Source organism: Pandoraea sp. 64-18 (assembly GCF_001899225.1).
Classification (GTDB): Bacteria; Pseudomonadota; Gammaproteobacteria; order Burkholderiales; family Burkholderiaceae; genus Pandoraea; species Pandoraea cepalis.
The window spans coordinates 413724-440259 of record NZ_MKVU01000012.1 but is presented as its reverse complement, the minus strand read 5'-3'; the positions used below and the strand labels follow the sequence as shown (position 1 = coordinate 440259).

The following is a 26536-nucleotide window of genomic DNA, read 5'->3' as shown; positions in this document are numbered from 1 at the left end:
GATTCCTCGATTACTTCACGACCGGCAGGCCGGCTTCCTGCCAGGTGGCAATGCCGCCCTGGAGGCTGAACGCCTCGGCGTAGCCGAGACCGCGCAGCAACGTCTGGACGCGCGCGGCGCCCTGCCCGTTCTTGCACACGATCAGGACCGGCGCGGCCTTGTTCTTGATGACCTGCCCGACCTTTTGTTCGACGTCGTCGAGCGGCAGATTGCGCGCGGAGGGCAAGTGGCCTGCGGCGAACTCTTCGCCAGAACGCACATCGAGCACCACGGCGCCTTTACGGTTGATGAGCTGGGTCGCTTCCACAGTCGACAGACCGCGCCCGCCACGCTTGAATACGGGCCATGCCAGCATGCCCCCCGAAACGAGGGCAATGGCGATCAGCGCGAGGTTGGTGTAATCAGTAAAGAACGTCACAAACCACCTGAAAAATATCAAAAGAATCCGATCATTATAAAATAATCCGTGATTGCGCCGACGGGTTGCGTTGCCAATCGCTGCGCCGGACGTCGGCGGCCCCCTCGCCGCGCCCCCGAACGTCTCTGAATTGTTGCCGCAAATCCCCTTGCCGGGCCTTGCTGCGCAAGGCGCGGCGTGTAGCAATGCGCTCGCCGGCTGCCCCCGCTTTCCAACTCTGACTGACGTTTTCTCATGTACAAGCTCGTTCTCATCCGCCACGGCGAATCGACGTGGAACAAGGAAAATCGCTTCACCGGCTGGGTCGACGTCGACCTGACCGAGAAGGGCGCCGCCGAAGCCATTCAGGCCGGCAAATTGCTCTCTGACGCCGGCTACGCGTTCGATCTCGCCTATACGTCGGTCCTCAAGCGGGCGATCCGCACGCTCTGGCATGTGCAAGACGCCATGGACCAGATGTGGATTCCCGTCATCCATAGCTGGCGCCTGAACGAGCGTCACTACGGTGCGCTCGCCGGCCTGAACAAGGCCGAGACCGCCGCCAAGTACGGCGACGAACAGGTGCACGTCTGGCGCCGCAGCTACGACACGCCGCCGCCGCCGCTGGCCGCGGATGACGAGCGCAGTTCGTACCGCGACCCGCGTTACGCCAAGCTCAAGCGCGACGAGATTCCGCTCACGGAATGCCTGAAGGACACCGTGGCGCGCGTGCTGCCGTTGTGGAACGAGTCGATCGCCCCGGCCGTGCGGGCCGGCAAGCAGGTGCTCGTCGCCGCGCATGGCAATTCGCTGCGCGCGCTCATCAAGCATCTCGACAACATTTCGGACGACGATATCGCCGGCCTGAACATCCCGAACGGCACGCCGCTCGTGTACGAGCTGGACGCCGACCTCCAGCCCATCCGGCATTACTACCTGGGCGACGCGGAGAAGATCGCCGGCGCGTTGGCCGCCGTGGCCGCGCAAGGCAAGTCGAAGTAATCGTCGATCCTCGCCTGCGCCAATTGATGACACCGAGCGCGCCGCCCCCTTGCGGCGCGTTCGCCCCCCGTTTGGCGCGCCGCTACGTCTCTCCCTTCCGCCGCTTTCGCGGCACTTCCCCCCAGCACGTCCCCCGCTGCCCCCTCCAGTAACGCGCCGTAACACGATTTCCATCGCTTTCGGGCATCCTGCCCCGCGAGGTCCAATCCTCGCCAATGCTCGCTCCGCCAGCGAAAGCCCGCCGTTATCGAGCCGCGTGCCGGAAACATCCCCCACAAAGTCGCCGCAACCGGAACTTTTCGTAGAACCACTCAGGAAAACTCCCTGTCGAATGGGCAATGCCCGCCCTGCGGGCAAACGGTTATACTTCGCCAAAGTGCGCGCGCCCCTTGGCGGGCGCCCCGAAAAATCCGGAATTTCCACGCCTATATGCGCCAAACCCTCAAACACATCGGCCTGATCGTGCTGGGCCTCGCAACCGGTGCGGCTGCCACCCTCGCGTTCTCGCAGGCTTCCGCACAAACCGCTACCACGCCGTTGCCGCTCGAACAGCTCCGGCTGCTGGCCGAAGTGTTCGGTCAAATCAAGCGCGAGTACGTGCAGCCGGTCGACGACAAGAAGCTGCTGACCGCAGCCATCAAGGGCATGGTATCCAGCCTCGATCCGCATTCGTCCTATCTCGACAAGGACGAATACAAGGAGTTGCAGGAACAGACGCGTGGCCGCTTCGCCGGTCTTGGCATCGAGATCTCTCAGGAAGACGGCCTCGTGAAGGTCATCTCGCCGATCGAGGACAGCCCGGCCTTCAAGGCGGGCCTGAAGCCCGGCGACCTCATCACCCGCATCGATGACAAACCCGTGCGCGGCATGACCCTCGATCAGGCGGTCAAGCGCATGCGTGGCGCACCCGGCAGCAAGGTCACGCTGACCATCTACCGCAAGTCGGACGAGCGCACGTTCCCGGTGTCCATCGTGCGTGCGGAAATTCGCGTCCAGAGCATCAAGGGCAAGATGCTCGAGCCGGGCATCGCTTACGTGCGCATCACGAGCTTCCAGGAACGCACGGTGCCGGATCTGGCCAAGAAGCTGCAGGAGCTGGCCAAGGATCAACCGATCAAGGGTCTCGTGCTCGACCTGCGCAACAACGGTGGCGGCATTCTGCAGTCGGCCGTCGGCGTGTCGGCAGCCTTCATGAAGGAAGGCGCCACGGTCGTGACGACCAACGGCCAGATCGAAGACGCCAAGCAGAAGTACACGGCCACCTTCGACAACTACCGCCTGTCGGCGAGCCCGGACGATCCGCTCAAGGGCGAAGCCGCCTTCTGGAAGACGGTGCCGATGGTCGTGCTGGTGAATGCCTACTCGGCCTCGGCCTCGGAGATCGTGTCCGGTGCGCTGCAGGATTCGAAGCGCGCGCTGATCATGGGCAAGACGACCTTCGGCAAGGGCTCCGTGCAGACCGTGCGTCAACTGTCGCCGGACACAGCGCTGCGTCTGACCACGGCCTACTACTACACGCCGAGCGGCCGCTCGATCCAATCCATCGGCATCACGCCGGACGTGCCGGTCGACCAGAATCCGAAGGGCGATCCGGAAGACGTGCTGGTTACGCGTGAAATCGACTACCAGAACCATCTGCACAACACGCAGAAGCCCGACGAGCAGAAGGCCATCGACGCCCGCGAAGCCCGTCGCCTGGAAGAATTGCGCCGCCTCGAGGAAGAAAACGCCAAGAAGACGCCGGAAGAGCGCAAGAAGGAGCGAGACGCGCGCCTGCCGGATCTGGGCAGCGCCGACGACTTCATGCTCCAGCAGGCCGTTCATCAGCTCAAGGGCGAGCCGGTCCAACGCACGAAGTCCCGTCTGGAAGCCAACGCCGGCCCGATGCCGAAGGACGCGTCCAAGGCTGCCAGCCCCGCCGCGACGCCGGCCAAACCGTCGGACAAGAAGTAAGCATCGGCTTTACACTACAAACCGTGCCCGCGAAAGCCGGCACGGTTTTTTTATTCTTTTCCGTTTTGCGATGAACGACGACCAGTTGCTGCGTTACTCCCGCCACATCCTGCTCGACGAACTCGGTATCGAGGGTCAGGAGCGTCTGCTCGCGGCCCACGCCGTGATCGTGGGCGCAGGCGGTCTCGGCTCGCCCGCCGCGCTTTACCTCGCGGCCTCCGGCATCGGACGCATCACGCTGATCGACGACGACGACGTCGATCTCACCAACCTGCAACGCCAGATTCTTCACGACACCGACAGCGTCGGTCGGCCCAAGGTGGTCTCCGGACGCGACCGCATTGCGCAGATCAACCCCGGCGTGGTCGTCGACGTCGTCACCGCACGGGTGGACGAAGCGCAGCTCACAGCGCTCGCCCGCGGCGCCACCGTGGTGCTCGATGGGTCGGACAACTTCACCACGCGTCACGCCGTCAATCGGGCTTGTGTCACGGCGAGGGTGCCGCTCGTGTCCGGCGCGGCCCTGCGCTTCGACGGGCAGATCAGCGTATTCGACGTGCGCGACGACGCGTCGCCGTGCTACGAATGCATCTTTCCCGCCGACGAACCTTTCCCCGAGCAGGCCTGCGCCACGATGGGGGTTCTCGCCCCGCTCGTAGGCATTATCGGCAGCATGCAGGCGGCCGAAGCGATCAAGCTCATCACGGGCATCGGGAAGCCGCTCGTTGGGCGCCTACAGATGCTCGACGCCCTCAGAATGAGCTGGCACACCATGCACTGCGCCCGCAATCCGGAGTGCAAGGTCTGCGGCCAGCGCCACTGAAGGCATAGGGTCCGGCCGACGTTGACCGGGCGTCGCACGAACCCTCAAATCGCGCTCAATGCCCGCTGAGCGCGGGCGAAAAAAACGGGCCCCCTGTGACAGGACGCCCGCTTTTTCGTACTTGTGGGGGATGCGCGACGCCCCGGCCTGCCCGTCAGGCCGCCGCCAGGCGCGCCAGCGCCGCCTGCATCTCCTCGGGTTCAGTGGCGGCGAGCAGCTCCTGGACCGGCCGTTCCAGATCCGGCAGATGCGCCCGCAGGATTTCCTGCTTGACCTGCAGCAGTTGGCTCGGATGCATTGAAAACTCGCGCAGGCCCATGCCGAGCAGCAGACGGGTCGCCGTCGGATCGCCCGCCATCTCCCCGCACACTGCCACCGGCACGCCGAACGCATGCGCTTCGCGAATGGTCATGGCGATCAGTCGCAGCACCGCCGGATGCAGCGGGTCGTACAGATGGGCGACGGCGTTGTCCGCGCGATCGATCGCAAGCGTGTATTGAATCAGGTCGTTCGTGCCAATGGACAGGAAGTCGAGCCGCTTCAGGAACATCGACACCGTGAGCGCCGCCGCCGGCACTTCGATCATTGCGCCCAGCTTCACGCCCGGGTCGTAGAGCAGGCCCGCCGCGTCGAGCTGCGCCTTCGCTTCGCGAACGAGTTCGAGTGTCTGGTCGATTTCCTGCGCATGCGCGAGCATCGGGAACAAAACCTGCACCTTGCCGAAAGCCGACGCGCGCAAAATGGCGCGCAACTGCGTGAGGAACATGCGCGGCTCGGAGAGGCTCCAGCGAATGGCCCGCAGCCCCAGAGCGGGGTTCGGCGCCGTCTCGTACGACTCATGACTGTCGAGTGGCTTGTCGGCGCCAACGTCGATGGTCCGGATCGTCAGCGGCAGACCTCGCATCGATTCGACGGCGCGCTTGTACGCCTCGAATTGCGCCTCTTCCGCCGGCGCCTCCTTTTCGTTCATGAAGAGGAATTCCGTGCGAAACAGCCCCACGCCCACCGCGCCGGCGGCGACCGCTGTCGCAGCGTCCTCCGGCAATTCGATGTTGGCCAGCAACTCGATGTGGGTACCGTCGATCGTCTGCGCGGGCGAATGCTTCAGACGCTGCAGACGGCGCTCCTCGAGCGCACGCTCGCTTTGGCGGTAGCTGTACTCCTCGAGCACGATCGGCGCCGGGTCGACGATGACGATACCGTGATCGCCGTCGATGATGATGATGTCGTCCTGCTTGATGAGCAGGCTGGCCTGCGCGACACCGACCGCCGCCGGAATGCCCAGGCTGCGCGCGACGATGGCCGTATGCGACGTCTTGCCGCCAAGATCCGTGACGAAGCCTTTGAACGTCTGCGACTTGAACTGAAGCATGTCGGCCGGCGCGATGTCGCGGGCCACCACGATCATATCGTCGCGTGGCGTCTCAGCCACCACATGGCGAATGCCGGGCGCACCGGCGAGCGCCTTGAGTACGCGCTCGGTCACCTGTTCGATGTCGGCGCGGCGCTCTCGCAGATACTCATCGTCGATCTCCTCGAAACGGGCGACGAGCACCTCGAGCTGTGTGGTCAGCGCCCATTCCGCGTTGTAGCGGCGCTCGCGAATCAGCTTGATGACGGCGTCGGCGAGCAACGTGTCGTTGAGGATCAGCGAGTGAACGTCCAGGAATGCGCCCATCTCGCCCGGCGCATCGTGGGGCAGTTCAACCTTGAGGGTATCGAGTTCGTGCTGGACAGTCGCCTGCGCGCCGTGAAAGCGCGCGATTTCTTCATCGACCTGGGTGGCGTCAAGCAGATAGTGCGGGACATCGAGCGTGGCGGGCGCGAGCAAGTAGGCGCGTCCGATTGCGATGCCGCGGGAAACGGGAATGCCGTGCAGGGTGAAAGACAAGGAAGTCTCCCGGTTCAGAGGCGGATGATTCGACCGAAGTCCGTGTATTTTGCCGCGTACGGGCGGCGCTCGGCACGGTGAGTCGCCATTGGGCACAGGCGCGATCGACGCTCGCGGCGCACCGCGACTCACCGCAACGGCGTGTTACTCCCCTTCGCCGAACTTGCTCGCGATGAGCGCCAGGATTTCATCCATGGCTTGTTGCTCGTCAGCGCCTTCGGTCTCCACTTCGACCGTCGCGCCAATCCCGGCAGCCAGCATCATGACGCCCATGATGCTCTTCGCGTTGATGCGCCGACCATTCCGGGTCAGCCAGACCTCACTCTGAAATTTCGCCGCCAATTGCGTCAGCTTTGCCGATGCCCGGGCATGCAAGCCCAATTTATTTACGATCGTCGTTTCTTGTCGAAGCATGTTTCAGTGTGACGTAGTGTGTGTGGCCGGCGCACCCGCGCCGACTTCCAGAATACCTTTAGATCCGCCCGAAAGCACCTTCTCCACCAGCGTGTCGAGCGGCACCGAGCGATAGCACACCGCCTTGATGAGCATCGACAGGTTCACCCCCGAGAGCACACGCACCTTTGGATCGACGAGTTGCGCAGCAACATTCGACGGCGTGGCCCCGAACAGATCGGTGAGGACCAGCACGCCGTTGTCTTCGTGCAACTGCGCGAGGCGTTCACGCGCCGTGACGACGAGTGCCGCCGTGTCCTGGTCGGGCACAACGTCGATCGCGCCGATGTGCGCCGGACAACCGCCGTAGATATGCGAAACACACTCGCGAAGTGCCGAGGCGAGCGGTGCGTGAGCAATAATCAGAATTCCAGCCATGATGCTAGGTACGCCAAGCGCCGCGCGTGTTTGGAAGACAAACACAACGGCGAACGCGAACCTGTCGTTTTTGGGACTGTTATTTTAGCAGGCGCGCAAAAAACCCGAATTTTCATCAAGTTAGGGGCTGTCTGAAACGACTCGTCGCCCGACCGGCCCCGGATTTGCCTTACACCGCCCGTTCCAGCGCGTCGATGAACATCTTCGGCACGTCGAAGCCGGTTTGCTCCGTAATTTCCTGGAAGCACGTCGGACTCGTGACGTTCACTTCCGTGAGGCAATCACCGATGACGTCGAGCCCTACGAGCAGCAGACCACGTTGCCAGAGGATCGGCGCCAGTGTTTCGGCAATCTGACGATCGCGCGCCGTCAGGTCGCGCGCCTCGCCCACGCCGCCGGCAGCAAGGTTGCCACGCACTTCATTGCCCTGCGGGATGCGCGCCAGCGAGTGCGGCACGACCTGGCCGCCGATGACGAGAATCCGCTTGTCGCCCAGCACGATCTCGGGAATGAAGCGCTGCGCCATCACCGAGCTGGCCCCGTATTCACCGAGCATTTCGATGACCGACCCAAGGTTGCGGCCATCCGGCCCGATGCGGAACACCCCCGTGCCGCCCATGCCGTCGAGCGGCTTGTAGATCACGTCGCCATGTTCGTCGTGAAAGGCGCGCAGGCGGTTCGCGTCGCGCGTGACCAAGGTCGGCGTCACGAACTGCGGAAACTCGGCGATCGCCATCTTTTCGGAGTGATCACGAATCGAACTCGGCTTGTTGAACACCCGGGCACCGGCGCGCTCGGCGACTTCCAGCAGCCACGTGGCGTTGATGTACTCCATGTCGAACGGCGGGTCCTTGCGCATGAGCACGGCGTCGAACTCGGTGAGCGCGCTCACCCGCGTTTGCACCACGTCGTACCAGGCTATCGCATCGCCCGTCAGGCGAATTTCCCTGACGCGCGCATCGACCGCCGCGTTTTGCCATGCCATCTCGTGCGTCTCGCACGCAAAAATGCGGTGCCCTCGACGCGCGGCCTCGCGCATCATCGAGAACGTGGTGTCCTTGTAGATCTTGAACTGGTCGAGCGGGTCGGCGATAAAGAGAATCTGCATCGATCGGCGGGAGTCTTTGGGGGTTCGGATGCACACACCGCGGGCAGCGGCGACAGGCGTCTATTCTAGCCGAGGCGCCATTTTGCCGCTGTGCATCGCCTCGACGAGCGGCGCGCCGCGCCCCCCCAGCGCACGTGCGCCGCTTCCGAGCGCCGCCGTCCCGCCCAGCCCGAGCAGCAGCGATGCGTCGCGCACGGGGTCCAGACGGGCGCGCATGAGCGACAAATGCGTCTTGAGCGTTTGCACGCCAATCGCGCAAGCCTCGCGCGTCTGGGCGCGCGACTGCCCAGCCAGCAACCGCATCGCGATCTCGCGCTGCACCGGGGTCAGTCCCGTCTCCCAGAGCCGCAGCAGCAGCCGGATGGCGGGCGGCACGGCTAGGTGCAGGGCAATGCGCACGCGCTCGGTCGCTCGCCCCCCCATCCCGCACAAGTGCGTGGCGTGCAGATGCAGCGTGCCGCCCGGCACCTCGACCGCCGTGCAGACCGGCACGCCCGGCGACGAGGCATCCGATGGGTGGAGTCTGAGTTCGTCGACCAGCGTCTGACACGCCTGCACCACGACGCACGCGTCGGGCCAAGCCCGCCCCGGCATGCGTTGCCAGACCCGTCGCATGAGCGTCAGCGCCGCGGGGTCGGCCCACTCCGGCTGACGCCGATGCCAGACAATCGTACCCGCCACGTCATCGCCAATCGCGCCCGACGGCTCGGGCCGAAGGGACTGCGCAGGCGATGTCATCGCGGTCATCGGCGGAAAACCGGGGCGCTTGGGTGGCGTGGCGAATTCGGCGGCGGCTGTCTCGAACGCCATCACTTCGCGCGCAGTGAAACGCGGCTGCGACCTGCGGCGCGAAACAAACAATCGCAACACGCCGGGGGGTGCGATGGGCAACAGATCGGCGCCGTCGCTGCGCGCCGCTTCCTCGTCGCACGCCCGGGGCGCCGGCAACAGACAAACGTCGAGCAAGTCCCCGTCGGCGAGGCATCCCGCCAGTTCCGGCGGACGACGCAACGACCAGGGCGCCGCGGCCAGACCGCCCCGCGAGCGCCGCGCATGACCGCATAACAGCTCGCCGTGCGCGAGCGAGCGCTGTAACTCCGCCACCGGCGGCATCGCCCAATCGCTGGCGGCAAACCGCTCGCAGGCCGACAGCGGTGCCTGCGGTGCGTACCAGCAGGTGGCCTCGGCCGTCGCGGCCGGGTCGTCCGACGCATGACACCAGAGCGCGGCGACGCCATCCGCTGCCAGACGTCGGCGCAGCGTCTCCAGCCACAGCGGCAGATAGCCCAGCGTCGGTACCGGCAGTTGATGGATTTGACGAAGGCCCGTGCGCAAATCCCCGTGCATTTCCATGTGCCTCCCAGACACCCCCATTCCGAGGAAATTTCCTATTCCGCATCGCGACGGACGCGCATCCCCCGTTCGGGGGATGTGGTGCACATCAAACGGTCGCATCATCGCTTCAATGCTGAGGCGAACGAGACGGCGGATCGGCACAGTACACCGATCCAACCGTCGAAGGGGGAGCGCAGGAAACCAGTTTGCGGGGGGAACCGCCCAGGGAAGCCCCGATTTCCGGTCGTTGCATGAGGCGACCGGTAAATGTGACGCCCGGCTAGTCGGGGGGCCAGCCGGGCGTCTTTTTCTTTTCGCCCCACGGAATTTGAAGCGTTCAAGGCCGCCGCCGCACAGGCAGGGCCTCACCTCAAATTCGGAAACATCTCAAACCAACGCGTGACCGAAAAGGCGTGAACGGATGCCACTGGTCGCCGCGCCGATCGTGCCGCGTCAATACGTTTCCGGATCCGGATCGGTGCGCTCAAGTTCGACCGACGCCGCGAGCAGCGCCAGACGCGCCACCACACCGTACATATAGAACCGGTTGGGCGGTGCCGCCCCCGGCTTGGCGTGGACATCGGGCAGTGCCGTATGCTCGAAGGCGAGCGGCACGAAGTGCATGCCCGGCGCGTTGAGGTTCTCGTCGGTCCCGCGTCCGGTGTGCACCCGGTAGAAACCGCCGACCACGTACCGATCGATCATGTAGACGACCGGTTCGGCCACGGCTTCGTTGATGCGCTCGAACGTGTAGACCCCTTCCTGCACGATCACGTCGTGCACTTCGAGGCCTTCCTTGACCACACTCATCTTGGTGCGCTCGCGCCGGTTCAGGTTTTTGATCTCGGCGGCGTCGTGCACCATCATCACGCCCATGCCGTAAGTACCGGCATCGGCCTTGATCACGACGAACGGCTTCTCGCTGATGCCGTACTCGCGATACTTCTTGTTGATCTTCTTGAGCACGGCGTCGACCGTATCGGCGAGCTTTTCTTCGCCCACGCGCTCGTCGAAATCGATGCCCTCGCACTTGGCGAAGTACGGGTTGAGCATCCAGGGATCGACGTCGATCATCTTGGCGAACTTCTTGACGATGTCGTCATATGCCGAGAAATGCTGGCTCTTGCGGCGCACCGCCCACCCCGCATGCAGCGGCGGCAGGAGGTACTGTTCGTGCAGACCTTCGAGAATCGGCGGAATGCCGGCGGACAGGTCGTTATTGAGCAGGATCGAACACGGATCGAAATTCTTGAGGCCCAGCCGGCGCGGTGTACGCTCGAGCGGCTCGATCACAACGTGCTGACCGTCGGGCAACTCGATGGTGGTCGGCTCGGTGATGTCGTCCGAGAGACTGCCCAGACGCACATGGAGCCCTGCGTGACGCATGATCGTCGACAGCCGCGCAAGATTCTGCAGGTAGAAGGTATTGCGCGTATGCCGTTCGGGAATGAGCAGCAGGTTCTTGGCGTCGGGGCAGATCTTCTCGATGGCGGCCATCGCCGCCTGCACCGCAAGCGGCAGCACCTCCGGCGCCAGATTGTTGAAACCGCCGGGGAAGAGATTGGTGTCGACCGGAGCAAGCTTGAAGCCGGCATTACGCAGGTCGACCGAACAATAGAACGGCGGCGTATGTTCCTGCCACTCGAGCCGGAACCAGCGCTCGATGGCGGGCGTCGCATCGAGGATCTTTTTTTCCAGGTCGAGCAAAGGGCCTTTCAGAGCCGTGACGAGATGCGGAACCATGCTTCTCTCATATCCAGATGGAATATCGATTGTAGAGCATACGCTCGGCGCCCCCCACCCTTGGGCGGGATCGGAGGACGTAGAGTGCGCACGCCGCGGTGAGAGAAGATGGGGACGAAGCGGGGAATCGCAAGCGAAAAAAACGGGTACCCGCCGGGTACCCGTCCAATGCCGGGGGCGGCTGTCCGACCAGCCACCGGCAACCTCTCTTGCTCGCCCTGGGCCGAGGTTGGCAGCGCATCGTTGCCGATTCGCGGGCGCTTGTTGGAAGTCACGCCTGGCCGGAGCCGGGCCTAAACCATGCGATGTCACAGCGTCGAGCGGTGGGGCAAACGCCCCCCACCGACGTCTGCGTCATCAGTTGTGATAAGCGGATTCGCCGTGCGAGGTGATGTCCAGCCCCTCGCGCTCTTCGTCTTCCGGCACCCGCAGACCCAGCACGATGTCGGCGATCTTGAAGGCGATGAAGGCGACCACGCCCGACCAGACGACCGTGGTGAGCACGGCCTGCAGCTGGATCCAGACTTGACCGGCGATCGAGTAGTCCGGCGCCACCTTGTTGGCCACGTAGTCGTAGATGCCCGTGCCGCCAAGCGACGGGGCCGCGAACACGCCCGTCAGAATCGCGCCGAGCATACCGCCCACGCCATGCACGCCGAACACGTCGAGCGCGTCGTCGGCCTTGAGCAGGCGCTTCAGGCCATTCACCCCCCACAGGCAGATCAGACCGGCAAGCAGGCCGAGCACGATCGAGCCCATCGGGCCGACGAAGCCGGCGGCCGGCGTCACCGCCACCAGACCTGCGACAGCCCCCGAGGCACCACCGAGCATTGACGGCTTGCCCTTGCCGATCCACTCACCCGCCGTCCATGACAGCGTTGCAGCCGCGGTGGCGAGCAGCGTGTTCACGAAGGCGAGCGCGGCACCGCCGTTGGCCTCCAGCCCCGAGCCGGCGTTGAAGCCGAACCAGCCGAACCAGAGCAGCGAGGCACCGATCATCGTCATCGTGAGCGAATGCGGCTTGAACGCTTCCTTCCCGAAGCCAACACGCTTGCCGACCATGTACGAGCCGACCAGACCGGCGATAGCGGCATTGATGTGCACCACCGTACCGCCTGCGTAATCGAGCGCGCCCTTCTGGAAGAGCCAGCCGGCATGTGCCGTGGCGGCGTCGGCGGCGGCAGGGTCAGTGTAAGCGTCCGGACCCGACCAGAACCACACCATATGGGCGATCGGCAGGTACGAGAACGTGAACCAGATCACGGTGAAGAGCAGCACGGCCGAGAACTTGGTACGTTCGGCAAACGCCCCGACGATCAGCGCACAGGTAATGGCGGCGAACGCGGCCTGGAACGCCATGTACGCGTATTCCGGCACATTCACGCCCTTGCTGAAGGTCGCGGCGATCGAGTCCGGCGTCATGCCCTTCAGGAACAGACGATCAAAGCCCCCGAAGAACGCCCCGCCCTCGGTGAACGCGATACTGTAGCCGTAGATCGACCACAGCACGACCACGAGCGAGAAGATGATGAAGCACTGCATCAGCACCGAGAGCATGTTCTTCGAGCGGACGAGACCGCCGTAGAACAGGCCCAGGCCGGGCAGCGTCATCAAAATCACCAGCGCGGTACAGGTCAGCAGCCAGGCCGTATCGCCTTTGTTCGGTGGCACGGGCGTTGCGGCGGCGGGTGCCGGCGCAGCGGCCTGAGCCGACGGTGCAGGCGCAGCCGCCGGCGTCGCAGCCGTCGCTGCGGGTGACGCCGTCTCCGACGCGGCGGCAGGCGCCGAAGCGTCCTGCGCGAGCGCGGCGGTCGAGCCGAGGCCCATCGTGCCCGCGACGCCTGCGAAGGCGGCGACGAGCAACAGTTTGGCAAGCAGTTTTTTCATGATTTGTTGTCTCTTTTGTAGGACCTTCACAGCGCGTCTTCGCCGGTCTCTCCCGTACGGATTCGGACGACGTGTTCGACGTTGGACACGAAAATCTTGCCGTCGCCGATCTTGCCGGTGCGGGCCGCCTGCTCGATGGCGTCGATCGCCTGATCGAGCAGGGCGTCGCCGATGACCGCCTCGATCTTCACCTTCGGCAGAAAGTCGACGACATATTCTGCACCCCGATACAGTTCCGTATGGCCCTTCTGGCGGCCGAAGCCCTTGACTTCGGTCACCGTAATCCCCGCCACGCCAATGTTCGAGAGGGCTTCGCGCACCTCGTCGAGCTTGAAGGGTTTCACAATTGCGGTTATCAGCTTCATATTGAGTCGCTCCTTAGAATGTCTTCGACAACCCCACGACGACCGTCGCCTTGGAGAGTACCTTGCCGGAATTCGCGGCGGTGTAGTACTTCTCGTTGGCGTTCGTATCGACGTAGGCGACCGACACGGAGAAGTTCTTGCCCAGGTCTTTCGACAGGCCGATCTTCCAGTCGGTGTAGCCAGCCGCGCTGAAGTTGTGCACCCACTGATGCCCCACGTGACCCACCGCGGAGAGGCCCCAGACGCCGATGTCATAGGTTGCCGTGAGGTCGAGGTAGCCGCTGTTCGACGTATCCTGGCCGTCCGGACTCACGAGGCCGAACAAACGGGTCATGGAGTGCGAGTACTTCAGCGTTACGGTTTTCCAGCCCAGGGCGGCATACAGTTCGAACGTATGCGGACGCGGGAAGAAGGCCCCGGACGGATAGGTGCCCGGGTAGTAGTACTGCAGGCCCCCGACATCGATGGTCCAGTCCGGGATGATTTCCTTCTTCCAGCCGCCGTAGAAATCCATTTCGATCGGCGCGCTCACCGCCGAATTGCCATCCGAAATCCAGCTGATGTTCGACGCCCATACGCCCGCATACAGTCCGGATTCGTGTGCGATATCGAAACCGCCCTGCACCGCCGGGCGCTTGCCCGTTTGCGAGATCCCGCGGAAGCGGTAGTCGGAGAACAGACCGATGTTGGCGGTCACGGTCAGCGGTTCGGCCGCGGCACTCGCCGCTGTGGCGGGCGCCGCGCCATCGGCGCTCGTCTGCGCAAAAGCGCCGGCAGACATCGCCATCGCACTGGAGAACACAACGCCAGCCATCGCAGTTGACACTTTCTTCATCACTTTCCCCTGAGTTGTTATCTAACGTTTTGGTGCAGCGTGCGGCAGTTTCTGACCTGAGTACAGCAACTCTCGTGCCAGGTCTCGCATCCCCATGCGCTGCGATGCGCAAGATACAAATTCCGGGATAAAAAATTGGCAAAATTGCGGGGACAAAGTGGCGCGCCGGTGCCGGCACCGGCGACAACCCAGCGTGTCGAACGAGATCAAATCCTTGCCGGGTAACGGTTGCGCCGTTGTGTGCGCTGGCTGGGTGCAGGAAACGGTGTTAGAGTTGCGCCAACGTTGGCGGCCGCCCTGATGCACCACCTTGCACCGGTCAGACCGGCGCGCCGAAGCACACTGACGGTGCAAGCACCACGTTGGTGCGAAGAATCGAAGAGAGGAAGGCTTATGAAACCGAACGAGATCCTGCAAGACATGCAAGCCAAGGTGAGTGAGTTGCTCAAGCAATCCCCCGCCAAGGATATCGAGCGCAACGTCAAAAGCCTGCTCAACCAGGGCTTTAACCGGCTCGATCTGGTGACCCGCGAGGAATTCGACGTGCAGGCGCAGGTGCTCGCGCGCACGCGCGAAAAACTCGAGGCGCTCGAAAAGCGCGTGGCCGAACTCGAATGCCTGCGCAACGAAGCGCAAGACTGACGAAACACAAGGGGCGCGTGGGCGCCCTTTGTCATCGTCGGCGGCCGAAGGCCAACGCCATGCCCCGCTGCGGCGCACCCAACTGCCGCGTGTCGTCACTTCCCGATTCTCAGTCTGAGATCAGAATCCTCCTAAATCGTAGCGGACCTTGCCGAACCGTCGGTGCCGTCGCTCCGAAAACACCCTCCACGCCCCCGATTTCCTCCGATTGAACATTGTGCGCCGCGGCGTTCTGCGACGACTATCGACATCGATGTGATGCGTCGCAATAGTTCGAAGGAGGAGAGATGTCAGTGGCAGTTGTCAGCAGCCGTGCGATCACGGGGATGGCGGCCCGCGCGGTCACCGTCGAAGTGCACTTGGCGAACGGGCTGCCCGGCCTGTCGCTGGTCGGCCTGCCCGATACCGAGGTCAAGGAAAGCCGGGAGCGCGTGCGCTCGGCGTTGCAGAACAGCCGGTTCGAATTTCCCGCCCGGCGCATCACGGTCAATCTGGCGCCGGCCGATTTACCCAAAGCGTCTGGCTGCTTCGATCTGCCGATTGCGCTTGGCATCCTCGCGGCCAGCGGTCAGCTCCCCGACACCGGATTGCGCTCGCACGAGTTTGCGGGAGAGTTGTCGCTCACCGGCGAGTTGCGTCCGGTTCGCGGGGCATTGGCGATGGCGAGCGCCATGCTGGCCGAACCGTCGGCGCGTGCGCTCGTGCTGCCCGCGGCAAGCGCGCAGGAAGCCGCATTGGTGGAGGGCGCCACGGTCTATGGCGCGCGCACCTTGCTCGATGTCTGCGCGCATCTCGCCGAGCCCGACGTGGCGACGCCGCTGCCGCGCGCCGTTGTCCCACTGGCGCTGGCGGCGTCGGCCGACAGCGGCGTCGCGCAAGCAAGCGACCTCCCCGACCTGGGCGATATCAAGGGACAAGAGCACGCCAAGCGCGCCCTGGAAGTTGCGGCGGCAGGCGGACATCACATCTTGTTCTACGGCCCACCGGGTACCGGCAAGTCGATGCTGGCGACGCGGCTCGCGGGACTGCTCCCGGCGCTGAGCAAGGCGCAGGCCGTGGAGGCCGCCACGCTGGCCAGCCTGAGCGCACAGGGATTCGATATGCGCCACTGGGGCCGGCGACCGTTTCGCGCGCCGCATCATACGGCGTCGGCCGCGGCGCTGGTGGGCGGAGGTAGCGCGCCGCGGCCCGGTGAAATCAGTCTGGCCCATCGCGGGGTGCTCTTTCTCGACGAACTCCCTGAATTTCAGCGCCGCGTGCTCGAAGTCCTGCGCGAACCGCTGGAGTTGGGCCATGTCACGATCTCCCGCGCGGGCGGACACGCCACGTTCCCCGCCGCGTTTCAACTCGTGGCCGCGATGAACCCGTGCCCGTGCGGCGACCTGGGACATCCGTCGCGCAATTGCCGCTGTACGAGCGAGGCCGTGGCGCGATATCGCAATCGTCTCTCGGGCCCGCTGCTCGATCGCATCGACCTGCACGTCGAAGTGCCGGCGCTGAGCGCCGAGACATTCGCCGCGCCGGCCAGCGGCGAGCGCAGCGAAGTCGTGGCGACACGCGTCAGGCAGGCGCGGGAGCGCCAGCTATCTCGCCAGGGCCAATTGAACTGCGGCCTGTCGAGCCGTGCGCTGGAGGCGCAATGCGCCCTGCAGCCGAACGCGCAGGACGTTCTGCACCGCGCAGTGACGCAACACCATTGGTCGGCACGCACCTATCATCGCGTGCTGCGCGTGGCGCGCACGGTAGCCGATCTCGCAGGCATTGGCGATATCGATGCCCATCACGTCGCAGAGGCCGTGCAATACCGCGAAGCCCCGTCATCGTAACGGGCGCGAGGCGCAGCGGCGATCACTCCAGCGTGAACGAATCGAGAAATTGGTCGACCTGGTCCTTCGCGGGAGCCTTCGTCGCCAGCACGACCACTTGATAAACGTGATTGCCGCGACCGACGAAACGGGCGGCAACGTAACGCTCCGTCTTGTCGCTGGCCTTGCCTTGCGCGGATACGCCCAGTCCGGGAATCGCAGGCGCGTCGCCCGCCTGACGCACCATGACCTGCACCGGCGCGGCGGCCCCGTCGTTCACGTTCGCGAGCAAGCCATGCTGCAACTCGGCGAGGACTGCTTGACGTAGCGTTGCGTCGTCCTTGGGCAGCGTCACCACGCCCACGGCGAAGAGTGCCGCATCGACGCGGGCAGCTTGCATGCGCATAGGCAGTGGGCCGGAGGCGAACTTCACTTCGCGCGCGTCCTGCGTCGGTTTGGCGGGATAGGTTGCGGCATACCCGCCGTCTTTGTCGTGCACCTCGCGCCAATCGTAGCGAGGGGAACAGGCGGCGAGCACCATGGCCGCGGCAAGCATGACGTAGACACGGATAACGCGATTCATAGACAGGAGGATGAGCCTGAAGGGAAGGAGATTGCCATTATCCGCCATGTGTTGCGACACGAAAAACGCGCCGTTGCAGATCCCGGTATCATCGGCGGCATGGAACCCACCACGGCCGCCTCATCCCGCCCATTGCCTACCGGCGTCTGCGACACACGCGGGGCGATTGCATCCGCACTGGCGCTCAAGCCCGGGTGCCACGCCCCTGCGCCCCGGCAAAGGACCGGTCGCCTGATGCGGGGGCTGGCGGTGCTGACGACGGGCTTCGCCATTGGCGCGGCTGTCGCGGCGCCGGCATCAGATGGTAGCCCGCGCCCTGCCGCGGGGAATTTCGCGTCGGCGCAAACCGCGGGCGTCACGTCACCGCGTGACGGCGGCGGCGGGTCGGCAACGCCCGCGCAGAACGACGGGGCGCGTGCGGTGCAAGCACAGGCCAGCGTGCCGCTGGCGACGGACTTCGCCGCTCACGCCCACCGTGCCGCTTCGCTCGACACCCCGCTGATCGTGCTGGTATCGCTGCGCGACTGCGTCTATTGTGGCCCGATCCGCCAGCGCGAACTTGCGCCGCTCGTGCGCGGCGGCAAATACGAGGTGCGCGAGATCGGCATGGACAGCACAGCGCCGGTGCGCGAGTTCGACGGCTCGACGACGACGGGCGTTGCCTGGGCGCGCGCTCACGGCGTGAAGGTGTCGCCGACGGTTTTGTTCCTCGATACGAGCGGACACCCCGTCGCCGACCCGCTGATCGGCGCAGGACTCCCCGACTTCTATGGCGCCTATCTCGACAACGCCATCGCGCAGGGCCGCACCCAGCTACGCGCCGGCCGCGCCGCCGCAACGCGCTGAGAATCGGGGCTGCGGAATCGGGGCCGTGGAATCGAAGCAGCAGAATCGGGGCGGCAGAATCGGGGCGGCAGAATCGGGGCGGCAGAAACCCGGTTGGAAATCAGAGTAGAATCGTCGTCACCCATTGAACAATCCGCCCACACGGCTGTGTCATGAGCGCTACGCCCCCCCGCAAGTCTCCCATGAGCAAGATCCTCGCCATTGCGATCGTCGCAATCGTGGCGATCGCTGGGTATTTCACGTTTGTTGGACAGAAGCGCGCGCCCGACGCGACGTTCACGCTGCTCTCGGGACAAAAGCTCGGCACCGAGCAACTCAAGGGCAAGGTCTATCTCGTCAACTTCTGGGCGACGAGCTGCACAACGTGCATGAAGGAAATGCCGTCGATGGTGCAGACGTACGAGAAGTACAAAGGCCGAGGGCTGGAATTCGTGGCGGTTGCCATGAGCTACGACCCGCCGATGTACGTGGTGAACTATGCGCAGTCGCGTCAACTGCCGTTCAAGGTGGCGATGGATTCCGACGGCAGCGTGGCCAAGCAGTACGGCAACGTCCAGCTCACGCCGACGACCTTCGTCGTGGATCGCAATGGCAAGGTGCTCAAGCAATACGTGGGCGAGCCGGAATATGCGGAACTCGACAAACTCATCGAGACGGCACTGGGCAAGCAGGCTTGACGTCGCGGCTCCGGGCCACGTCACCGAATCGCCTGGCCTCCCTCGCCTCAACGCAAGCGCCCTTCGGGGCGCTTTTGTTTTGTCGCCGAATTCGGCGTCCTGCATCACCGAGTCCCCTCAACGCCCGCTGTCGCCGCCCTCGCCCTGACTGCGCGTGTGAAGTCCGTAACGCTTGAGCTTTTCATACAGCGTCGCCTTGGGCACGTGCAGCGCCTCGGCCGTCGCCGCCACGTTGCCCTTGCTGTGCTCCAGCGCCTCTTGCAGCACGGCGCGCTCGAAGCGGTCCACCTGCTCCTTGAGCGGCAGCGGCGCGAGCGAGTCGCCCTCGGGCGCACTCGCCACACCGAGCACCAGACGATCCGCCGCATTGCGAAGCTCGCGCACGTTGCCCGGCCAGTCTGCCTGCATCAGCTCCTGACGCATCCGATCCGAGACCACGGGCGCCGGACGTCCATAGCGCACGGCGGCGTCCAGCATGAAGTGCTCGAACAGCGGCAGGATATCCTCGCGACGCTCGCGCAGCGGCGGCAACGCCAGCGTCACCACATTCAGCCGGTAATACAGATCGCGACGGAATGTGCCCTCGCGCACCAGCGCTTCCATATCGCCCTTCGCAGCAGCGACCACGCGGCAGTCGACACGCACCGACTGATTCGAGCCCAACCGTTCCAGCACACCTTCCTGCAAAACGCGCAGCAGCTTGACCTGCAACGCAAGCGGCATGCTCTCGATCTCGTCGAGAAACAACGTGCCGCCCGACGCATGTTCAAGCTTTCCGATGCGACGTTTGGCCGCGCCGGTAAACGCGCCCACCTCGTGACCGAACATCTCGCTCTCGAAAATCGCCTCGGGCAACGCGCCGCAGTTCAGCGCGACGAACGGCGCATCGCGGCGGCGCGACAGTTCATGCAGACTGCGCGCCACCAGCTCCTTGCCCGTCCCCGTGTCGCCGTTGATGAGCACCGGCGCATCGGTCATCGCCACGTTGGCGATGAGCGTGCGCAGCGTCTCCATTGCCGGACTGCGCCCGATGATGCGCGAGGCGCGGCCGCCCTGTTCCGCCAGTTCGCGCCGCAACGCCTGGTTCTCCAGCATGAGCTTGCGCGTTTCCAACGCACGCTTGGCCGATTCGATCAGACGGTCCGGCGCAAACGGCTTCTCGATGAAGTCGTAGGCACCGTCGCGAATCGCCTGAACGGCCATCGAAATATCGCCGTGACCGGTCACGAGGATCACGGGCACCTCGGGCGCGTGCTGACGCAGATGCGAGAGCAGCTCAAGTCCGCTCATGCCGATCAGGCGAATGTCCGACACGACGATGCCGGCGAAATCCGGCGTGATGCGTTCGCGCGCGGCTTCGGCCGAGGCAAGCCCGAAGGCGTCGAGTCCGGCGAGTTGCAGGCTCTGCAGCGTGGCACGCCGCACGAGTTCGTCGTCTTCGACAAATAAGATCTGAAGGTTCTTGTACATCATGCGATTGTCGCGCCGGTGCGTTGCACGCGGCGCAGCGTCACGAGAAATTCTGCGCCACCGCCAGGAACGTTGCGTGCGACCAACTGGCCGCCGTTCTCCTGGGCGATGGATGACGAGATGGCGAGTCCGAGCCCCATGCCCTGCCCCCCCTCCTTGGTACTGAAAAACGGCTCGAACAGTCGCGGCATATGTGCCTCAGAAATGCCCGGCCCGTTGTCGCGCACGTAAATGCGCACCCACAGGTCGTCGGCCTCCACATCGATCCAGATCGACGGCGGTGCCTGCGGGCTGGAAACGCTTCCTACCGCGTCGATAGCGTTACCCACCAGATTGATCAGCACCTGCTCGAGACGCAGTCCTTCGCAGGCGACGTACACGTCGTCTAATCCGTCGGCAAACGTCGTCGTCAATGGGATGTCCTCCAGACGCCCGCGCAGCAGCGTCACCGTATTGTCGAGCGCGCGGCGCACCGACGCCTCCATGTCGCCACGGCGTGCGCGGCCTGCGAAGAGCCGCAGTTGTCCGGTGATCTTGCCCATGCGATCGGTGAGCGACGCGATGGCCTCCAGGTTCTCTTGCGCCGCCCCGTACTCGGCACGTTCGAGCAACACGCGCGTGTTGTCGGAAAAGCTGCGCAGCGCCGAGAGCGGCTGATTGAGTTCGTGCGTGATACCTGCGGCCATCTGCCCCAGCGCCACGAGTTTGGACGCCTGCACGAGTTCGCTCTGTGCCTCGCGCAGTTCGTGCTCGGTGCGCGAGCGCTCCTGCACCTCGGTCTGCAAGCGTTCATTGGCCGACTGCAGATCGGCGGTGCGCTCGGCCACGCGCTCGCCCAGTTCCGCGTACGCCGATTGCAACAGCTCACGGCTCTTGAGCATGTCGCGTACGCGCTGACGCCGCTGGTTCCATGCCACCCCCAGCAAGCAGGTAAACGCCGCGAGACAGCCCGCCGCCACCGCCGCGATCCGGGCGTTGGCGATCACCTGATCGAGCGGCGCGAAGTACATCAGCGTCCAATTCGGCTCGCCCAGCCTGCGCTGCACAGCAAGAAAGCGGCGCATCTTTCCGGCGCCGCGTCCGTCGCGCACGGTCACGACCTCGCCGTCGGCGTCGAGCCGCTCGTCCTCGCTCCAGGCGAGCGGCGTGATGTGCTGGTTGTAGTACTGACGCGAGCTGTCGAGCGCCGCCTTCACCGCGGGGGTGAGCGGTGCGAGCGCCCGATACTGCCAGCGCGGCTCGGACGACAGGAATATCACGCCGTGATCGTCGGCCACGACGACGGGCTCGGAGGCGTCGGCACCTGCACGCTGGAACCACTCCAGGTTGAGCTTGAGGACCACGACGCCGCGAATCTGGCCATCCACCACAATCGGCTGCGAGACGAAGTACCCTGGCTCGCCCGACGTCGTACCCACGCCATAGAAACGGCCCAGTGCGCCCCGGATCGCATCGATGAAGTACGGGCGAAAACGATATTGCTGCCCCACGAACGTGGCCTTCTCGCGCCAGTTGCTCGCGGCCAGCGCGATCCCGTTCGCGTCGATCACATAGGCGGCCGACGCCTTGGCGCGCTGGTTCACGTCGAACAGATAATCGTTGGCGCGCTGCACGACCGCGGGATCGTTCGGATGAAGCAACAGATCGCGCACATCCGGATGCAGCGAAAGCAAGTACGGCAGGAATTCGTAGCGATCGACGGTGCTGCGCAGACTGCCCGCGTAGCGCTCGACCCGCGCGCCGGCGTTCACGCGCAGGTCGGTCACGCCGCGCTGCCAGCTCAGGGCGTACGTCAACCAGCAGAACAGAACGCTCGCCAACAGCATGACGGCGATCCACGACCAACGGCGCATCGGCACGGTCCTCTCGAAATCGATGGGGACTTCGTCGCGCCGGGGGGGCGAAACGTCCGTACGTGAAGCGGAGGCACCTGCCGGTGCCTGGCGCTCGCGTGGGCGAATCGGGTTGTCGTGCTGAGTGGCCATTGGGTCGCAGCGTACGCCTTGTCGACGTCGATGACGGCCGGTTCTGGCGATGGCGGCAGGCGGCGCGGTCGTGCCGCCTGTCGTCATCGCAAAACCAGGAAAAACCAAAGGACCACCGGGCGGCGAAGCTCAGGCGCTATTGTGCCTGTGCCGCGCCGCCCGGTGGCGAATCTTGCGTTGGCGGGGGGGCCGGTGGCGTCACGCGAAACGACTCACGTGACGCTCCTGCACCCGCCGCCGCCGGCCGTCAGGCCAGCTCAGGTTCGCGGTTCTTGGACATGGCCTGCGCGAGCTGCTTGCGGTCCAGTTCCTTTTCCCAGGCCGACACGACGATGGTCGCCACGCCGTTGCCGACGAGGTTCGTCAGCGCACGGCACTCGCTCATGAAGCGGTCGATACCGAGGATCAGCACCATCCCGGCCACCGGAATCGTCGGGATCACGGCGAGCGTGGCAGCCAGCGTGATGAAGCCGGCGCCGGTCACGCCCGACGCGCCCTTCGAGGTCAGCATCGCCACGGCGAGCAGCGTGAGCTGCTGGCCCCAGGTCAGGTCAATGTTGGTCGCTTGCGCAATGAACAGCACGGCCATCGTCATGTAGATGTTGGTGCCGTCGAGGTTGAACGAGTAACCGGTCGGAATCACCAGACCCACCACCGACTTCGAGCAACCGGCGTTCTCCATCTTCTCCATCAGTTGGGGCAGCGCGGCTTCCGACGAGCTGGTGCCCAGCACGATCAGCAGCTCTTCCTTGATGTAGGCGAGGAAACGGAAGATCGAGAAGCCCGTGAACTTGGCGATCAGACCCAGCACGACGATCACGAACAGGAACGACGTCAGGTAGAACGTGCCCATGAGCTTGGCGAGCGGCACCAGCGAGGCGATGCCGTACTTGCCGATCGTGAAGGCCATCGCACCGAAGGCGCCCAGCGGCGCAACCTTGGTGATGATGTGCACCACGCGAAAGAGCACGCCCGAGACGCTGTCGATCCAGTTCGTCACCACGCGGCCACGCTCACCGATCATGCTCAGGGCGGCGCCGAACAGGATGGCGATCACGAGGATCTGCAGAATCTCACCCTTGGCGAACGCGTCGGTGATCGTGCTCGGGATCAGGTGCATCAGGAAGTCGACGAACGTCTCGCCGTGGGCAGCCTTCGCGGCATAACCGGAAATCGCCTTCGGATCGAGGGTATTGATGTCGACGTTGAACCCCGCACCCGGCTTCAGGATGTGCGTCGCCGCCAAACCGATGACCAGCGCAAACGTCGAGACGATTTCGAAGTAAAGGATCGCCTTGCCGCCGACGCGGCCGACCTTCTTCATGTCTTCCATGCCGGCAATACCGGTCACGACGGTACAGAAGATCACCGGGCCGATGATCATCTTGATCAGCTTGATGAACGCATCGCCGAGCGGCTTCATCTGCACGGCCAGATCGGGCTTGAAGTGACCGAGCACGATGCCGATGACGATGGCGATCAGCACCTGTACGTACAGGATGCGGTAGAAGGGTTTTTTGGTCTGAGTTTGCATGTTGTTTCCTCTTCAGGCGGCGGGGCAAGCCACCGCCCTTGTTATCAATCCGCGGTGACGCTGCGAATTTCGCTTTGCGCAAAGCGCATTTGCTCCTCCATCACCATCTGGGCCAGCGACTTCTTCAATTCATTGAATTCGCTGCCTGCCGTATCGCGCGGACGGGGTAGGTCGATGACCATGTCTCGCTTGACCGTGCCCGGCCGGTACGTCATGACGACGACCCGGTCGGCCAGATAGATCGACTCCTCGATGCTGTGTGTGACGAAAATGATCGTCTTCTTGAACTCCTCCCAGATGCGCAGCAGCTCGTCCTGCAACGTACGTCGTGTGAGCGCGTCGAGCGCGCCGAACGGCTCGTCCATGAGCAGGATCGGGCTGTCGAGCGCGAGCACGCGGGCAATCGCCACGCGCTGGCGCATGCCGCCCGACAGATCGCGCGGAAACCGGTCGCGAAACTCGCGCAGGTTGAGCTTGCCGAGCAGCAGGTCCACGCGCTCGTTGATCTCGGCGCGGCGCATCCCCTTGATTTCCAGCCCGAACGCAATGTTCTGCGCCACCGTCATCCACGGAAACAGCGCGTACTCCTGGAACACCATGCCGCGATCCGGGCCCGGCTCGGCCGCCGCATGCGCACGACCGTCGATACGGATGGCGCCCGAGGTCGGTTGCACGAATCCTGCCAGCGCGTTGAGCAGCGTCGACTTGCCGCAGCCCGACGGTCCCAGCAGGCAGACGAACTCCCCCGCGCCGATGGTCAGGTCGATGTCCTTGAGCGCGTCGACGACACCGCCCGGAATCGGGAACTGCTTACCCACGTGTTCAATTTCGATCAGCATGTCGCTCGCCTCACTTGGTTTCGAGACCACGGTGCCACTTGAGCAGGTGGTTGTTGAGACGATCCATGCCGAGGTCGATCACCAGGCCGAGCAGACCGATGGTCAGCATGCCGGCGATGATCTTGTCGGACCACATGTACTCGCGCGCTTCCAGAATGCGGTAGCCGAGCCCGTTGTTCACGGCAATCATCTCGGCCACGATCACAACGATGAACGCCGTGCCGATGCCGATGCGAATGCCCGACAGGATGTACGGCGTCGCCGCCGGCATGATGACGCGGCGAAAGATCGTGAACTGGCTCGCCCCGAGGTTGCGGGCCGCGCGCAGATAGATGCCGTCGACGTGACGTACGCCTGCGATGGTATTCATCAGCACCGGAAAAAACGCCCCGAGCGCGATCAGGAAGAACGCCGGCGGATTGCCCAGGCCGAACCAGAGAATGGCCAGCGGAATGTAGGCGATCGGGGGAATCGGGCGCACCACCTGCACCAGCGGATTGAACAGCCCGTAAATGCGGCTGCTGGTGCCCATGAGCAGGCCGAGCGGCAACGCGATCACCGCGCCCACGAGGAAGCCCATGACCACGCGATACAGGCTGTTGGCGGCGTCCATGAGCAATTCGCTCGAATTCAGCCACGCGCCGACGCCGTCGGCCATCGTTACGGTCGGTTTGAGGTATTGCCACCACTTGGCGACAACCGCCAGCGGCGACGGAAGAATGATCGGGTTGATCCACCCGAGGCCCGTGACGATCTGCCAGATCACCACGACCGCGAGCGGAATCAACACACCGCGCATCATGCGCGCGGTGCGCGTGGCGCCCGAAGAAGCAAGGACAGCGGCCATCCGTTCGCCTCGCTTTACTTGATGTTCAGTTGGGTCTTCGCCTTGGCGAGCAGGTCGAGCTTGACCCAGTCGTCCGCCTTCGGCACCGGATCCTGCAGCCGGCCCACGCCATACTGTTTCATCAGGTCGGTCGTGAGCTGTACGTGCGAGGTGCTCAGGTCGTAGCTATACGGCGAGTTGCCGATGGCATCCGAGAAGTCCTGCGGCGTGATCTGGTTCTTGAACATGTCCTCGCGCACGAACTTCTCGGCCGCTTGCGGATGCTGGATAAAGAAGTTGGTGGCTTCGACGAACGCATACATCAGGCGCTGCGCCACGTCCGGCTTTTCCTTGTAGAGCTTCTCGGTGATCACGAGCGCCCGCACCGGTTCGCCGAGCGGCGTGTCGTACGGCTTGAGCACTTCCACGCCGAAGCCCTTGTTGATGGCCTGCGACGCCTGCGGCTCCGACTGGCACATCGCATCGATGCTGCCGGCGGCAAGCGCCTGGTTCAGGTCGGCGTAGGCCATGAAGAGGATCTGCACGTCCTTGCCCGGCTTGTCCGACCACGTCAGGCCGGCCTTGGCCAACTCGGCGTACAGAATCAACTCCTGGGCACCGCCACGGGCCACGCCCACTTTCTTTCCCTTGAGGTCGGCCACCTTGGTGATCGGCAAGCCCTTCTTCGCCACGAGGCGCACACCGCCCTTCGCGAACCCGGCCACGGCGTAGATCGGCGCGCCCTGCGCACGCCCCGCAATTGCGGCATCCAGCGCGCTTGCCGACACGTCGACCTGCCCCGCCACAATCGCCGGCATGATGTCCACCCCCTTGGCGAACATCCGCTCCTCGATCTTCAGGCCGTATTTCGGCCCGATGACCTTCATGTACGACACTGCGCCGTAGTGGGCGAACTTCAGATTCCCCAGACGCACGACGTCGTCGGCAAACGCGTGTAGCGAAGCTGCGCACAGTGCCGCAGCGGCAAGACATTGCTTGAACATAAGGTCTCCTCTCTTATTAGGTCGGCTTGCCTGGCACGTCTGGATTCCCGTAGGGACGCCGGATCATGCGGCAGCACGTACTCTACAAAAGCAATACCCATGCCAACAACGCAAGTCTTTGATTTTAATAATGGAAGCTGTGGAAAACCCGAAGA

Annotated in this window: 24 protein-coding genes; 7 read left to right on the top strand and 17 right to left on the bottom strand. The window is 64.4% G+C overall.

What is annotated here, in order from left to right; all coding sequences use genetic code 11:
• Positions 1-10: 10 nt before the first annotated feature.
• On the bottom strand, positions 11-418 hold the full coding sequence (locus BGP02_RS10550; RefSeq protein WP_017232707.1) for a rhodanese-like domain-containing protein: 408 nt from the start codon (positions 416-418) through the stop codon (positions 11-13).
• Between the two features lie 234 nt (positions 419-652).
• On the opposite strand from BGP02_RS10550, the gene gpmA reads away from it, so the two are divergent.
• From gpmA to BGP02_RS10535, 3 genes are all read left to right on the top strand, one after another.
• The gene (gpmA, locus tag BGP02_RS10545) at positions 653-1399 is read left to right on the top strand and encodes a 2,3-diphosphoglycerate-dependent phosphoglycerate mutase (RefSeq protein ID WP_268567194.1); all 747 of its coding nucleotides are present in this window, start codon (positions 653-655) and stop codon (positions 1397-1399) included.
• A 429-nt stretch (positions 1400-1828) separates the two neighbouring features.
• On the top strand, positions 1829-3352 hold the full coding sequence (locus BGP02_RS10540) for a S41 family peptidase (RefSeq protein ID WP_017232709.1): 1524 nt from the start codon (positions 1829-1831) through the stop codon (positions 3350-3352).
• A gap of 70 nt (positions 3353-3422) precedes the next feature.
• Complete coding sequence (locus tag BGP02_RS10535; protein WP_017232710.1) at positions 3423-4175, top strand: HesA/MoeB/ThiF family protein; 753 nt, start codon at positions 3423-3425, stop codon at positions 4173-4175.
• Between the two features lie 154 nt (positions 4176-4329).
• Here the strand turns inward: BGP02_RS10535 and ptsP are convergent, their stop codons facing one another.
• The 9 genes from ptsP to BGP02_RS10490 all read right to left on the bottom strand — a co-directional run bounded on the left by ptsP (position 4330) and on the right by BGP02_RS10490 (position 14170).
• Positions 4330-6066 (bottom strand): phosphoenolpyruvate--protein phosphotransferase, encoded by a 1737-nt coding sequence (gene ptsP / locus BGP02_RS10530; protein WP_017232711.1) that lies wholly within the window; start codon positions 6064-6066, stop codon positions 4330-4332.
• Positions 6067-6210: 144 nt separating this feature from the next.
• On the bottom strand, positions 6211-6480 hold the full coding sequence (locus tag BGP02_RS10525; RefSeq protein WP_017232712.1) for an HPr family phosphocarrier protein: 270 nt from the start codon (positions 6478-6480) through the stop codon (positions 6211-6213).
• Between the two features lie 3 nt (positions 6481-6483).
• Positions 6484-6897, bottom strand: a complete 414-nt coding sequence (locus tag BGP02_RS10520; RefSeq protein WP_017232713.1) for a PTS sugar transporter subunit IIA — start codon at positions 6895-6897, stop codon at positions 6484-6486.
• A gap of 169 nt (positions 6898-7066) precedes the next feature.
• Entirely contained in the window at positions 7067-8005 is a 939-nt protein-coding gene (gene gshB, locus BGP02_RS10515) for a glutathione synthase (RefSeq protein WP_017232714.1), read from the bottom strand.
• A 60-nt stretch (positions 8006-8065) separates the two neighbouring features.
• Positions 8066-9358 carry a helix-turn-helix transcriptional regulator gene (locus tag BGP02_RS10510; RefSeq protein WP_286798456.1) on the bottom strand — a complete coding sequence of 431 codons (1293 nt, stop codon included), beginning with the start codon at positions 9356-9358 and terminating at the stop codon, positions 8066-8068.
• Between the two features lie 435 nt (positions 9359-9793).
• Entirely contained in the window at positions 9794-11083 is a 1290-nt protein-coding gene (gshA, locus tag BGP02_RS10505; protein WP_017232716.1) for a glutamate--cysteine ligase, read from the bottom strand.
• A 357-nt stretch (positions 11084-11440) separates the two neighbouring features.
• On the bottom strand, positions 11441-12910 hold the full coding sequence (gene amt, locus BGP02_RS10500) for an ammonium transporter (RefSeq protein WP_246181717.1): 1470 nt from the start codon (positions 12908-12910) through the stop codon (positions 11441-11443).
• 86 nt (positions 12911-12996) lie between these two features.
• Positions 12997-13335: a P-II family nitrogen regulator gene (locus BGP02_RS10495; RefSeq protein WP_010804740.1), complete on the bottom strand. Its 339-nt coding sequence runs from the start codon at positions 13333-13335 to the stop codon at positions 12997-12999.
• A 13-nt stretch (positions 13336-13348) separates the two neighbouring features.
• A complete protein-coding gene (locus BGP02_RS10490; RefSeq protein ID WP_017235618.1) occupies positions 13349-14170 on the bottom strand; it encodes a TorF family putative porin in 822 nt (273 codons plus the stop codon).
• Between the two features lie 393 nt (positions 14171-14563).
• On the opposite strand from BGP02_RS10490, the gene BGP02_RS10485 reads away from it, so the two are divergent.
• Positions 14564-14812 (top strand): accessory factor UbiK family protein, encoded by a 249-nt coding sequence (locus BGP02_RS10485; protein WP_286798453.1) that lies wholly within the window; start codon positions 14564-14566, stop codon positions 14810-14812.
• A 287-nt stretch (positions 14813-15099) separates the two neighbouring features.
• Complete coding sequence (locus tag BGP02_RS10480) at positions 15100-16638, top strand: YifB family Mg chelatase-like AAA ATPase (protein WP_286798452.1); 1539 nt, start codon at positions 15100-15102, stop codon at positions 16636-16638.
• A 22-nt stretch (positions 16639-16660) separates the two neighbouring features.
• Here the strand turns inward: BGP02_RS10480 and BGP02_RS10475 are convergent, their stop codons facing one another.
• Entirely contained in the window at positions 16661-17200 is a 540-nt protein-coding gene (locus BGP02_RS10475; protein ID WP_017235614.1) for a hypothetical protein, read from the bottom strand.
• 99 nt (positions 17201-17299) lie between these two features.
• Between BGP02_RS10475 and BGP02_RS10470 the strand changes: the two genes are divergently transcribed.
• Entirely contained in the window at positions 17300-18046 is a 747-nt protein-coding gene (locus BGP02_RS10470; protein WP_286798450.1) for a thioredoxin domain-containing protein, read from the top strand.
• Positions 18047-18228: 182 nt separating this feature from the next.
• Positions 18229-18723, top strand: coding sequence for a TlpA disulfide reductase family protein (locus tag BGP02_RS10465; RefSeq protein WP_017235612.1), 495 nt, complete (start codon positions 18229-18231; stop codon positions 18721-18723).
• Between the two features lie 117 nt (positions 18724-18840).
• On the opposite strand, the gene BGP02_RS10460 is transcribed toward BGP02_RS10465, so the two are convergent.
• The 6 genes from BGP02_RS10460 to BGP02_RS10435 all read right to left on the bottom strand — a co-directional run bounded on the left by BGP02_RS10460 (position 18841) and on the right by BGP02_RS10435 (position 26381).
• Positions 18841-20196, bottom strand: a complete 1356-nt coding sequence (locus BGP02_RS10460; protein ID WP_017235611.1) for a sigma-54-dependent transcriptional regulator — start codon at positions 20194-20196, stop codon at positions 18841-18843.
• Positions 20193-22178, bottom strand: coding sequence for a sensor histidine kinase (locus tag BGP02_RS10455; protein WP_268567190.1), 1986 nt, complete (start codon positions 22176-22178; stop codon positions 20193-20195). Before BGP02_RS10455 ends, BGP02_RS10460 begins: the two co-directional genes overlap by 4 nt.
• A 247-nt stretch (positions 22179-22425) precedes the next feature.
• Positions 22426-23712 carry a dicarboxylate/amino acid:cation symporter gene (locus BGP02_RS10450; RefSeq protein WP_017235609.1) on the bottom strand — a complete coding sequence of 429 codons (1287 nt, stop codon included), beginning with the start codon at positions 23710-23712 and terminating at the stop codon, positions 22426-22428.
• Positions 23713-23756: 44 nt separating this feature from the next.
• Positions 23757-24551 carry an ABC transporter ATP-binding protein gene (locus BGP02_RS10445; RefSeq protein ID WP_286798447.1) on the bottom strand — a complete coding sequence of 265 codons (795 nt, stop codon included), beginning with the start codon at positions 24549-24551 and terminating at the stop codon, positions 23757-23759.
• 10 nt (positions 24552-24561) lie between these two features.
• Entirely contained in the window at positions 24562-25398 is an 837-nt protein-coding gene (locus tag BGP02_RS10440) for an ABC transporter permease (protein WP_017235607.1), read from the bottom strand.
• Between the two features lie 14 nt (positions 25399-25412).
• Complete coding sequence (locus BGP02_RS10435) at positions 25413-26381, bottom strand: ABC transporter substrate-binding protein (protein ID WP_017235606.1); 969 nt, start codon at positions 26379-26381, stop codon at positions 25413-25415.
• Positions 26382-26536: the final 155 nt, after the last annotated feature.